We start from the raw sequence: 13,262 nt of genomic DNA, 5'->3' as shown, positions 1-13,262 counted from the left end.
TTTTTTACAAATCTTCTTTTCTTAGTGGTTTGACATCCTTAAGTAGGGGATGATGTTTATCAGCTTCTGAGACTTCTGCTGCTTCTAGGTTTTCCCACTGGATGCCCAAAGCTGGATCTGCATAGTTGACAAAGGCATATTTAGGCTTGAGTTCAAGTGCCCAGTAGTCATTGACCAGATAGCTATAAGAAACTGTATCCGAGAGTACTTGGAAACCATTGGCTACGCCACGAGGGACAAAGATTCCCTTACTTGCATCAATCTCGGTCTGATAAACATTTCCAAAAGTCTCACCTTCACGTAGGTCAACCCAAGAACCCAAAACTTTCCCATTGTCTGCTACTGAAATATACTTGTCCCAAGGTTCGGCATGGAGGCCTCGAAGAACATTTTTACGAGAAAAGCTGACATTATTTTGCAGTTTCCCTTCAGCAAAGAAGCTTTCAGGAAAGCCAAGTGGCACCATCTTTTCCTTCTGGAAATTTTCCTTAAACCAGCCACGATTGTCTCCATGAACTGGAATGTCAAACTCTAACAAACCTGGAATGGCATCAATCTTACGCACTACAAGTGTTTTTCCAAAAAAATTATCTGTCATCTAAATTTCTCCAATCAAACGGAGCAAGTATTGCCCGTATTCATTCTTCTTGAGAGGTTGCGCCAACTTCAGCACATCTTCGCGGCTGATATAACCCATTCGGTAGGCAATTTCTTCCAGGTTGGCAACCTGAACATTTTGCATCCGTTGAACTGTTTCGATATATTGGGAAGCCTCTAACAGACTCTCATGCGTCCCTGTATCCAACCAGGCAAAACCACGTCCCATAACTTCAACTGACAAATCCCCACGCTTCAAATAAGCATTGTTAACATCTGTGATTTCCAACTCACCACGTGCGCTTGGTTTAATCTGTTTGGCAATATCCACAACATCATTATCATAGAAATAAAGACCTGTTACTGCATAGTTAGAGCGAGGATGCTCCGGTTTTTCTTCTATGGAAATAGCATTCATGTCTGTATCAAACTCGACCACACCAAAACGCTCTGGATCCTTCACTTGGTAGCCAAAAACAGTCGCACCCTTCTCTTTCTTGGCTGCCTTTTGAAGCATTCTGCTCAAACCAGGTCCATGATAGATATTGTCGCCCAAAATCAAGGCAACACTATCGTCATCGATAAATTCTTCACCGATAAGAAAAGCCTGAGCAAGTCCATCTGGACTTGGCTGTTCCGCATAAGAAAGTTTAATCCCAAATTCGGAACCATCCAAGAGCAAGTCCTTAAAGCGGGGTAAATCCTGTGGTGTTGAGATGATCAAAATGTCCTTAATCCCAGCCAACATCAAGGTTGACAAAGGATAGTAAATCATGGGTTTATCATAAACTGGCATCAGCTGTTTTGACGCAGCTCGAGTAAGTGGGTACAATCGGGTACCTGAACCACCCGCAAGAATAATACCTTTCATAATAGGCTTCCTTTCTGGCTAATTACCTATCTTATATTATATTTCATTTTGTCCCAAATTCCCTAAGGAATTTACTTCAATTTGGATAAGGCAGCTTTTAAATAGGCTCCGTCTCGAAGAGCAGCTCCAACTTTCCTAGCCTGTTCTGAAAGTTCCTTATAATCTTGAAGTGTCAAATCATCTAGTACTTTTTGGAGGTCGTGTAGAGAATCAACTGCTAGACCACATTGTTTATCCAGAACAAAATGTGCGAGAGCCGACTCTTTCCAGACTACGACAGGAAATCCCGAAGCCAAATAAAGCGACGCCTTATGAGAGTTGTTATAGCGAAGGTATTCACCAAAGACGCCACTACAGGTTTCAGCGCTATCACCATCCCAGACAAGCCCAAAACCACCCTCAAGTGCTGCAGGAAGCTCATCAGGTAAGAAAGACCCAAAGTAAGTCTCATTCGCAAGAGATCTGCTCTCGTCGAAACCAACACCATAAAGGTTATAAGCAGGTTCTTCAGGAAGAGAGTAAAGATATCCAGCTTTTTCTTGGGCTAAATTCCCTGCTACAATGATTGGCAGATTCTTAGTTAGACCTGTCTTCTCTTGGAAATTTGGAATCAAATAATCGAAAATGCCTAGGCTAACAATCTTATTTTCCGCAATTCCTTTATCCACCAAAACAGATTTCATGATTGAATTGTGGGCGATGATCCCATCAGCTGCACCAAGTAGACCTGATTCTTGAATTTGAATGCGAATCTTATGTTTCAAAGGGAAATCCTCAACATTGACATAACGAAGAGCTTCTAAATCATGGATAATAAAACTAACTTTTACACCTTTTTTTGAACTCTTTTTACATGATGAGTTGTGAAAAAGCTGTGATGAATCATTGGGAACTGGATAAATAACTCATCTCCCTTTTTAAGTTGGCTCAAAGTCTTACCAAAAGCTTTAGATTTATGAAGTTGTGCTTTAAGTGTACTCATCTCGTACCAATTATCAACCGAAAGAACCAAGGCTTGATAGCCCTCCCTCTTTACAATTTCTTCAACATCATTACGTGCCTTGTTACCCGCATTTTTTACATTATTATCGTGTAAAAATTCTTCTTTTAAATAGTATTTCATCTCTTATTTCTCATTTTTCAAAAGCTGATTTTTCAGGATAGCGTTCTTTCAAGATTTCCTTAAAACGAATGATATTCTCCTCTTTAAAGTCAACATCATCATTCACACAAAGCAGTTTTTTATGTTTATCTTTAAAGATACTCTCTAATCGATCCACTTGATTTAGGTCTATCGACTCTCCAAAATTCTTTGACATAGGATAAAACCGATTACTTTCAATTTGCCAATGCTGGCAGATGTATTGATTAACATCCACTCCATAGTCTCTAATTTTATTTCGTGACGTTTTATCTAATGTTTTTCCCTCAATTTCCCATAAATGTGCCAAGGTACTCTTTTTCATCGGAACAGGTAAATGCTGGTTCACGTATCCCGTCGGGCCCCATGGCAAGAGTAAAAAGTTTTTCAAAACCAAGGAACCATAACGGAAATTAAAGAATTTCCAAGGTGAAGTTTTCAAAGCCTTCTTATTAGGAAAATGACGATAGATTAATTCAACATTATTGTGATAAGTATTCGTAAAAGGTGACCAAGGAACCAAAGCATCATATACAGCTAAAAGTTTGGGTTGTCCATTCTTATAAAAATCCGAAGGCTGGCTATCCCTTATTAAGTACATATCATCATTAAAATAGAGATAGTTCTCCGACAACCCTTCAATACGATGAAGATTAAGCTCAATAGCTGCTGAATTATAGGTCGGTAGGTATTCTTTAGGGATAAATTCCTTATGCGTAACCAACCTCAATTTGGGGTGAGCCAGGTTCAACCATTCAGGTTTCTGACCATTGGTAATTAGAAATACCTTATTGACCCAAGAAGCATGTTTTTCAATCATACGGAACCAATGATTCAATGTTCCATAATCACGGTATCTCATGTCGCTATCAATATGATGATCCGAACCATTAATTTGCCCTGCAACTATTTGCTTTTCACAGATAAATTCTGGATTGCTCCCATCTACCCATAGTACCACTATATCAATTTTCTCTTGTGTCATTTTATTCAAATTCTTTTTCAACGACTTCAAGAGCACGCTCAATAACGACATGCATGTCGTAGTATTTATAGTCTGCTAGGCGCCCACAGAAGATAACGTTGACATTTTTCTTAGCTTCTTCTTGGTACTTGGCAAACATAGCATTGTTTTTAGCATCATTAATTGGGTAGTATGGCTCATCCCCACGTTTCCAGTCAGCTGGGTATTCGCGCGTGATGACAGTCTTTGGTTGGGTTCCATACTCAAAGTGCTTATGCTCAATGATACGAGTATAAGGAATCTTACGCTCGGTGTAGTTGACTACAGCATTACCTTGATGATTTTCCTCATCCAAGATTTCGTGTTCAAAACGCAGGCTGCGGTACTCCAACTCCCCATGCTTGTAGTCAAAGTACTGGTCAATCATTCCTGTAAAGACTACTTTTTCCGCTGATGCTTCAAGCTCTTCACGATTGGCAAAGAAATCAACTCCAAGCTCTACTTCTACATCGCCAAGCATGTTTTCAATGATGACATTGTAACCACCGATTGGAATACCTTGGTAACGGTCATTAAAGTAGTTGTTATCAAAGGTCAAGCGGACTGGAAGTCGTTTGATGATAAATGGTGGAAGGTCTGTTGTAGAACGTCCCCATTGTTTTTCCGTATATCCTTTGATCAACTTTTCATAGATATCCGGACCAATCAACTTGATTGCTTGTTCTTCCAAGTTTTTAGGATCAACATCCTTCATGTCAGCTGTTTGCTCCGCAATCTTGTCCTTGACTTCTTGTGGAGTCTTGGTCCCCCACATAGCATAGAAGGTATTCATGTTGAAAGGAAGATTGTAGAGGCTCCCCTTGTAGTTAGCCACCGGTGAGTTGATATAGTTGTTAAACTCAGCGAATTGGTTGACATAGTCCCATACTTTTTTATTGGACGTATGGAAAATGTGGGCACCATACTTGTGAACATTGATGCCTTCAACCTCCTCACAGTAGATGTTCCCACCGATGTGATCTCGCTTGTCAATCACTTTTACTTTTTTACCACGTTTTGTGGCTTCATGTGCGAAAATGGCACCAGACAAACCAGCACCAACGATAAGATAATCGTACATATTCTTCTCCTTAGTTTTTCATTAACTGTTGCTTCAAGTCCTTCATATCAACGACACGCAAGACAAAAATTAAAATGACATAAATAATAGCTCCTACAAGGCCATCTACTGCTACATTTACCATAGGTTTAAATTGAACAAATGTCTTAAAGACAAGGAGTGCAAGATACATGATAACTGATGCTAGAATGATTTTAGACATGGCTGGTAGGATAGACACATCTTTGATGAATCTCCTTGAAAAATTCAGTTGGATAACCCATACCAAAGCCTCTGTTAAAACTGAAACAATAGAGGCTCCGACAAAGCCAAATGGAGGAATTAACAAAAGATTAAGTCCCACACTGACAACAGCCGGAATAGTCGTAGAGAGCATAAATTCACGATGTTTATTGTGTGGAATCAAAATCTGAATTCCCATAATGTTTGTCCAACCGATGAAGAACATCCTAAATACCATGATCGCAATGGCAATATTGGCTGCTTGGAAGTCTTTTCCTAGGAAAAAACTAACAAAGTCTTTATTGACAACCAAGAGACCAGCAATAATTGGGAAAATGACGAGATTATAAATCAAGAAAGAGAATTCATGCATCTTGTTAACAGCCTTATGATCACCGCTAGACAGGAGGCCAGATACCCTAGGAAGCATAACACTTCCTAAAGAGGTCACTAGAGTTAAAAGGATATTGATAATCTTCAATGCCTGATCATAGATACCGACATCATTAGTAGATGACAAGGCACCCAACATCGTACGGTCCAAAGTCACGTATAATGAAATGGCAACCTGCGGAAGAAAAAGCAAGATAACAGGCTTGAGATGTGTCTTAGCGAAAGATAAATCAAATTGAGGTTCACCAATATAAGATCTTGCTGGTAACCACATACTCAACTGTCCAAGCAATTCAAAGAAGGTCAAAAGGAAAACATAGAGATACAAATCACCAGGTGTTTTCACAAATAGGAAAATGGAAACAACTCCTAAGAGCTTCACCGTTGTATTCCTTGCGGTAATACGACGAAAATCTTCCAATCCTTGGAATAACCAAGAAATATCCATTCCTTTTGATATCAAGCTTAGCCCTAAGATATAAGCCACCATATTTTGCATGCCAGGAAAAAATAAACACAAAAGTGTATACAAGGTAAGGGACAGAATCGTCGCCATCAATTGAAGGGTATAAATACCCCAGAAATTTTTGCGAATATCCTTACGATGTCCTGAAATCTCCTTGGTGCCATAATTGGCAACCCCTAAAGTCGCCAAAAGAATAAAATAGGTCACAATCGAATTAAAGTAACCATAGGTACCTAAATCCTTTGAACTGAAAATCCTAGTAACATAAGGTGTCGTGATAATTGGTAAAACAATGACTAGCAACTGGTAGGAAAGATTGTAGGCGTAATTTTTTAAAACTTTCATAAGTATATGACTCTGTTTAGTCTTTCTAAATAATATACTCCTGCTTCAATTACAAAAAATCTTTATCAGTCTTCATCACAAAGAGTCGACTAATCAATAGGATAAGAGGTGAGTAACGAAGGACGAGCATTTGTGGGTCAAACATGCCATGAATAACCATAACTCCCAAACAAGCAAGGATAATGTCTTTTCTATTAACCACAAAATAGTTCATGACACGGGTTAGTGCAGCTAACATAAATACACTAACTGCTAAACCATCAATAACAAGTAGTTGCACAAATGAACTATCGATAAAATTATAATTGCTTGCATAATTACCGAAGATATCCATAGTAGTAAAGGAGATAGGGCGCCCCAATAAGGAAATTCCAAAGTTTCGGAAACCTTGAACACTAAGTCTTAGGCGGTTATGAGTAAACTGATCGACAAGGTGAAATAAATCACCAGTTGAATAGAAACAGAAATAAAGAGTAATTGCTAATGCAAGAATGAAAGCATATTTGGCTATACTTGTCGTTATAACATTACTGTTTATGAAATCAAATTTAAATAGCTTAAGACTGAATAAAGCATAAGTCAATATTAAGAGACTAAGATAAAGAGGGCTTGTGGTCGAGGTCTGTTGATACATATAAATGGTAGACATCAATAAAGCTAACAATTCAAGGTAAGAAATCTTCTTCCCTCTAAATATAAGATAACTACATAATGCAAAGAACATACGTTGAGAAGCAAAGGAAACATAGCTAAATCCAAGACTATAGCGATAACCAGCATCTGCACTCATCAACATATTTGAAATAATTCCCATCTTACTAGCCAAAATAGTGACAATGAGAACCGAGAATGTCGCTAGGGAGAAGGTACCTAATAATTTCTTGAACTCTATATCCCTAGCTGAAAATACTAACAGTAAGACGTTTATATCAGGAAGACCATCACGATTTTTTGACACAATTAACATTGTAATGGTAAATAATAAGAGAACTAATAATTCCTTCAAGTGGAATCTGAAATAATTAATTGTGTTAGGAAGGTTAATAAGTTCTTTTATCGCAATCATTACTAACGTAAAATAAAGTAACATACGATAAAGTGCCAAGAAACCGTCTAGTCTAACGAAATAAGTTGTAGTTACCAGAGATGCAAATAATACCCAAACAAAGAGTGTAAATAAATAGATTTTCTCTGAAATAAAGCGACTGCTATTCACAAGTACTTTCCATACCTTTCAATTATTCTTATTAATGTTGTAATATCATTTGCATTTTTTTGAGGTAAATCAAAACAATATACATTCGACATCTTAACAACATTTTTATGAGAGGATTTAATATTGAAGAATCGTTCCTAATAAAATCTGCTATTTCTTTACTTTTACAAATTTCTTTAACGAGCTTAACTTTTTTTATAACTGGTAATTTTTGCTTAGAAATATTGTAAATATTGCTCATCAATATTCTTGCCTTTACAGTATTATCAAGATTTGAACCATCTATATGCCAATCCTTTAATAAGCCATCAACCAACTTCAACTCTTGAAGCTGATACTGAAGACGCTTAGGGTTATAGCCCGACATAGCAGAACCCTTCCTACCGATGACATAAACATAGTAGGAATCTTGAGAAAGATAAACCTCGTTCAAATTACGATAAACTTTGAGATTGAAGCGCACATCTTCACCTAACTCATACTTCTCAAAAGAAATATTATTATCAATAAGAAATTCTCTCCGATAAAACTTATTCCACACAGTATAAAGCATATCCGATAAAAGTAAGTCTGTAAATATCTTGATAAAATCATTTTTATCATATAGCCCACTATGAGGAAGACTTTTTTTTGTACGATTCCTCTCAGTCATTTCCTGTTCAAAAGAATTATAGTAGCTAAATACAAGTAAATCTAAATCAGGCGCAAGCTTATCTTCAAACTCAGCAAAGAGATTACCAACAAGATAGTCATCACTATCTACAAAGTAGATAAACTCTCCCCTGGCTTTGGATAAGCCAAAATTACGGGCCGAAGCAACACCTTGGTTTTCAATATGATAGACAGAGATATTTGCGTAATCATCAGCATAAATATCGCAAATACTACCACTACGATCTGTAGAACCATTATCTATCAATATAATTTCCAAGTCATTATAACGCTGAGAAAGAATACTTTTTACACAACGATTTATATACTTCTCAACGTTATAGACTGGAATAATAACAGAGTATTTCAAATTAAACTCCTAAATCATATCAGAAAATGTTTTGAATACTGAAGGCTAGTTTTAATACTTTAAGTCTAAACAGTATATATTTTAACTTATTTGGTTGGTCTTTCATTTGGAAAAGAGAAACATTATTTTTTAGTAATTCTTGTTTCACTTCCTTAGTGATGTTTATAAATTTCTTATCCAATTTAGATCTATACAAACTTACCAAGATATGAATCAAGCCATTCACATAATATAGCTGTAAAATTTGTATTTCTTCTTGATTCAATTGAGAACGAACAAAATCAGAATAGAAAATATCTTTATAAAATCCAAACATATCATTAAACTTCTGCTCATTCCAAGACTGTGTAATAGAATCAGGATTATCAATTAAATAGTGATAATACTTTTGATTTGTCGCATAAACCTTCTTCGCTGAAAGAAAAAGCTTGTAATTGGTTCCCAAGTCTTCATAATATTTTCCTTTCGGAAAAGAAATATTATTATCAATAAATAGAGACTTTTTATATATTTTGTCGTTTGCAAAACCTGTGATATAACTATGCTTAAGCATTTGGAAAAAAGCATCCTTACCTTCAAACGCTTGAGTTACTAATGAATCCGAAACTATAGCATCTTCTTCTCCCTTCACAAACTCACGGTTAAAAGAAATTATGTCAAATTCTCGAGATTCTATTATTTCTGCTAATTCTACAAAAGTTTGTGGTTCCAGCCAGTCATCAGAATCAGGGAAATAAACATAGTCACCCTTAGCGTGTGCAATACCGGTATTGCGAACTTCAGAAAGCCCTCCATTTTCTTTATGGATAACTGAGATAAAGTCATAATCTTTAACATAGTCATCACAAATTTGAGGAGAATTATCAGTACTTCCGTCATCAACAAGTAGAATGTCATAGTTCTTCCATTCTTGGAAAAGAACGCTTTCTACACAACGTTTTAAATACTTTTCAACATTATAGACAGGTATAACTACTGTTAATAATACATCTTTTTTCATTTTCGAATCCTTAACTTATGGCGAATAAAATTATTGCTATATTTCTTTTTTTAATTTACTAAGAAGATTCATATTTTAATATACTCATTAAAATTCATTTCTAGCATAATCCCTAATGTCATTAGATGAAAAAGAATCGGCAATGACTAGTTTATTAGGAACAACATAAAAGGAATCAAATCCTTTAAACTCTGGAAACTCAATCGTCTTTTTTTGAAAATGAGCATATAATAGATGTTTGAAAACTAGCTTTTCATCTTCAATTTCAACAATTTCATGAATAGTCTTTTCAGACCAATAATAAAGTTGCGTCTCTATCTCAGCAAATCTTCTAAACGAAAATTGACGAATATCAATGTCAAGAAAACATGTAAGTTGTAATTGATTTTAGTCGAACTATTCAAATAAATTTCATTATTAACATCTACCCACGTCACAATAAAATCAACTACCTTAGGCATTTCTCAATAACTAGAGTTTTATCAACCTATCCATAAGTTTTTTTGAAGTATATTCATTAAAATACAATGTTTTAGCTTTATCCGCTCGTCTAATAGTTTCTAAATCATTAACATCAAATTGATCCAAGATGGAAGCAAGTTGATTATAGTCCTCTGATTTATAGAAGAGAACACTAGATTCATCAACATAGTCCCGAACAGATGGAATATCATTTACAATAATTGGAACTCCTAACGACATTGCTTGTAACATGACCATATGACCAGCAGATAAATCAACATCTTTTAAAGACAAAACCAGCGCCTCCGATTTACCTAAAACATCACCAAACGTTTCGACAACCACATCATCTAAGACTGTAATTTTTTTATCGTGTTTTGGTACTCTCCACGGTTGGGTCGCAATAACAAAAGGTAGTCTATTCTGAATTTTTTCAACAGCTCTAACAATCGTATTGTAATCACGATTACTGCCTCCTCCTGAAAACAAGAATTTCTCAGGTAGACTTCCTTCATAAGAATGATTATCTTCATAATCCAGCCCGTAGTGTACAAAAGAAAATTTTTCTTGAAATTTTGGGAAAATCTGAGAATAGTATTCTACTTCTTTAGAGCTATAAACAATGACGTTCTTCACATTTTTCAAACATTTATTTACCAATGCTTTTCGAAGATTATAATATACCTTATTCTTCTTTTCTTCGAAAAGAAAACCTGATAATGTGATATTTTTTCCACTCTTGTTGAAAACACCTAAGAAAATTCCAACTAGTGGGTTTAGACAAATAATCTTTTGAACATCTTTTTTTACAAATTGTCTAGCATAATCATAAGATTTTTTCCACATCAATAGATGATATAAAGCACTACCAACGTACTTGAAGTTGCGTACTTTTCTAATCAACTCTGTTTCATAATTGGTAAAAACAACCTCACTTCCTCCATTTAGTGAAGTGTAATATTCTTCATTTTTTCTTTGTAGTTCACTATCTAGTATAATCAAATTCTTCATTATCTTCTCTCATTGTTCTATATATCGTCATCCTCCAGTTGATATTATTCCAAATACCATAATAGTTGACAAGTTTCTTATTAATAACCATTATTAGTTCTTATACAACTCTGAGAAATTACGAATATAACTTTGTAATGAGAAAAGTTCTTTTTGACGTTTGACCGATGCCTTGCCAAATTGCTCTCTCTTCTCAGTCTTCTCAACTAATTCTTGAATGGCCTTCGATAATTCTGCAGGCTGATTTGGTGTGGCTAGGAGGCCATTTTCGCCTTCCTTCACCATTTCACAGACACCGCCATGACGGTAACCCACTACAGGTTTGCCACAAGCCATGGCTTCGAGGACTACTGTTGGTAGAGGATCTGGATTGGTACTTGGTAAGACAAAGATATCAAACATATTATAGAGCTCTGTCGTCTTACTATAATAGTTGATGCGCTTGATTTGTCTAGCAACTGGTGAGGCTAAGATAGTTTTTTCCAACTCATCAACACGCCACTCTTCACCCTCAAATGCACTACCTGCCAAAAAGGCAACTGCTTTTGGATTAGCCTTCAAGATTGGAATCACAGCTTCTAAGAAGTCGCCTTGACCTTTCCAGGCATTAACTCGACCAATCATACCGATGACAAGTGCGTCTTGTGCGATACCAAACTGATCACGGACGGCCTTGGCATCCATTTCATGATATACGGCATTGTCAACACCATTATAGATGACTTGAACTTGGTCATCTTTTACAAAGTGAGACTGCTTGACGTGGTTGGCTACAGCATGTGATACCGTCACAATCGTATCAGCATAACGTCCCATCAAAAAGTTGATGAAATCAGAGATTGCTTTTGGTTTCACAATAATTTCATGCACATGCCAAATTAGAGGAAGTTTCAATTTACGTTTGAGATAAATCCCCTCAAGTACTGCAGTAGTATTGTTGTGAAGGAGAGTAATTCCATTTTCCTTAGCATATTCGGCGATTTTCTTTGAATAACGATTATATGAGCTAAAATACTCAAGAATCCCCTTAGGATTAAAATATTTACGACGCAAGATTGGATAATCGATAACTTTAACTTTAGCACCAACACTCTCCAATGCACCGGCTAGGACACCATCATTGGGTAAGATAACGTGTGCTTCAAATTCGTCTTTATTCAAACCTTTAATAAGCTCCAACAAAACCTTATCAGCGCCATACATTTCAGCACCAGCGTGGAGATATAAAATTTTCTGCATTTCTATCCTTTAAATACTTTTTCGTAATCTGTAACAATTCTTTCCCAAGTAAAGGCTTCAGAGATACGTTTACTTGATTTTTGATTGAGATCTTCTATAGCTTGTTCATCCAATTGCTCAGCTTGATCAATGACACTTGCTAATTGATCTTTCTTCCAATAGAGAGCCCCATCTTCACCAACTTCACGGTTAAAACCAACATCTAGCAACAAATTCAGTTTTGTGGAGGCTAGGGCTTCCAGTAGAGAAGGGTTGGTTCCCCCAACCTCATGTCCATGGAAATAGGCAAAAGCATGCTCACGAATGTACTTGAGCAATTCTTGGTCATAGACAGTCCCAACAAATTTAACCCTAGGATCTTTGTCAAAACCAGTGTCCTGTAACAACTGATCGTAAAATTTATTTTGCTCCACATTTGTGATGAGGACAAAATCCTTCTTGGACTTGGACTTGATAAATTCACGAATCATTGCTTCGTAGTTGTTTTCAGGGACGAATCTCCCCACCACTAGATAATAGCCATTTTCACTGACTCCTTTTTCCTGATACCAATTCCGGACTTTGGTATCTTCTGCTTGCAGTCTTGAAGGAGCAGTATCCGTTCCATAGGCAATATAGGTGGTCTTTGGTTGATACTGTTTATAGTCCTCTAGGATATATCTTTCGATATTTTTGCTATCACATACCAATAAATCAGCATGCTTGACCATGAGTTGCTCTGAGAATTTCCAGTACTTACGAACTGGCAGGCTCCATTTTGCTCGTAGCCATTCATGACCATCTGGATTTACCAGCAACCGTCCACCGATCGCACGAATCTTTTTCTTGAGACCAGAAATAAAAGGCCCGATGCGACAAGCTAGAATGTAAAAAATGGGAGCCTCGTCCTTGTTTTCCTTAGCCAATTCAATAGCCTTATTGACCGCTGCAATATCGTAAGCAATGGCACGAGCCGGGCCGATATTGGGTACATCAATGTTGAAACAAATGGCTCCATTATGCTCAAACTGGTCATCCATGATGCCAGATTTAGCTGAATTTTCACGCATACAAGCAACATAGTATTGTATGTTGCTGTCTTTTTGATATTCGGTTAATTTTTCAACAAAGGTTTCAAATCCTCCATACTTAGCAGGAATTCCCTTTGAACCAATAATATAAACTGACTGTTTCATTTCTCTCCTAACAGACTGA

Annotated in this window: 11 protein-coding genes and 1 pseudogene; all 12 read right to left on the bottom strand. The window is 36.5% G+C overall.

Annotation, left to right across the window (positions count from 1 at the left end; all coding sequences use genetic code 11):
- Positions 1-4: 4 nt before the first annotated feature.
- Positions 5-598: a dTDP-4-dehydrorhamnose 3,5-epimerase family protein gene (locus tag MK396_RS02215; protein ID WP_268723523.1), complete on the bottom strand. Its 594-nt coding sequence runs from the start codon at positions 596-598 to the stop codon at positions 5-7.
- On the bottom strand, positions 599-1,468 hold the full coding sequence (gene rfbA, locus MK396_RS02210) for a glucose-1-phosphate thymidylyltransferase RfbA (RefSeq protein WP_268723522.1): 870 nt from the start codon (positions 1,466-1,468) through the stop codon (positions 599-601).
- Positions 1,469-1,539: 71 nt separating this feature from the next.
- A pseudogene (locus tag MK396_RS02205) lies at positions 1,540-2,591 on the bottom strand (galactofuranosyltransferase).
- 10 nt (positions 2,592-2,601) lie between these two features.
- Positions 2,602-3,594: a capsular biosynthesis protein gene (locus MK396_RS02200; protein ID WP_268723521.1), complete on the bottom strand. Its 993-nt coding sequence runs from the start codon at positions 3,592-3,594 to the stop codon at positions 2,602-2,604.
- A 1-nt stretch (position 3,595) separates the two neighbouring features.
- Positions 3,596-4,693, bottom strand: coding sequence for a UDP-galactopyranose mutase (gene glf / locus MK396_RS02195; RefSeq protein WP_268723520.1), 1,098 nt, complete (start codon positions 4,691-4,693; stop codon positions 3,596-3,598).
- A 10-nt stretch (positions 4,694-4,703) separates the two neighbouring features.
- Entirely contained in the window at positions 4,704-6,119 is a 1,416-nt protein-coding gene (locus tag MK396_RS02190) for a flippase (RefSeq protein WP_268723519.1), read from the bottom strand.
- A 49-nt stretch (positions 6,120-6,168) separates the two neighbouring features.
- Positions 6,169-7,335, bottom strand: a complete 1,167-nt coding sequence (locus MK396_RS02185) for a polymerase (protein ID WP_268723518.1) — start codon at positions 7,333-7,335, stop codon at positions 6,169-6,171.
- A 31-nt stretch (positions 7,336-7,366) separates the two neighbouring features.
- A complete protein-coding gene (locus MK396_RS02180; protein ID WP_268723517.1) occupies positions 7,367-8,356 on the bottom strand; it encodes a glycosyltransferase family 2 protein in 990 nt (329 codons plus the stop codon).
- Positions 8,357-8,375: 19 nt separating this feature from the next.
- The gene (locus MK396_RS02175; RefSeq protein WP_268723516.1) at positions 8,376-9,356 is read right to left on the bottom strand and encodes a glycosyltransferase; all 981 of its coding nucleotides are present in this window, start codon (positions 9,354-9,356) and stop codon (positions 8,376-8,378) included.
- Between the two features lie 471 nt (positions 9,357-9,827).
- Positions 9,828-10,829, bottom strand: coding sequence for a glycosyltransferase (locus MK396_RS02170; RefSeq protein WP_268723515.1), 1,002 nt, complete (start codon positions 10,827-10,829; stop codon positions 9,828-9,830).
- Positions 10,830-10,922: 93 nt separating this feature from the next.
- Positions 10,923-12,068: a glycosyltransferase family 4 protein gene (locus MK396_RS02165; protein WP_268723514.1), complete on the bottom strand. Its 1,146-nt coding sequence runs from the start codon at positions 12,066-12,068 to the stop codon at positions 10,923-10,925.
- A 2-nt stretch (positions 12,069-12,070) separates the two neighbouring features.
- The gene (cps2T, locus tag MK396_RS02160; protein ID WP_268723513.1) at positions 12,071-13,243 is read right to left on the bottom strand and encodes a beta 1-4 rhamnosyltransferase Cps2T; all 1,173 of its coding nucleotides are present in this window, start codon (positions 13,241-13,243) and stop codon (positions 12,071-12,073) included.
- Positions 13,244-13,262: the final 19 nt, after the last annotated feature.

The sequence above is a fragment of the Streptococcus oralis genome (genome assembly GCF_026782235.1).
Lineage (GTDB): Bacteria > Bacillota > Bacilli > Lactobacillales > Streptococcaceae > Streptococcus > Streptococcus oralis_CC.
The sequence above is the reverse complement of the archived record's forward strand: the minus strand, read 5'-3'. Positions and strand labels throughout refer to the sequence as shown.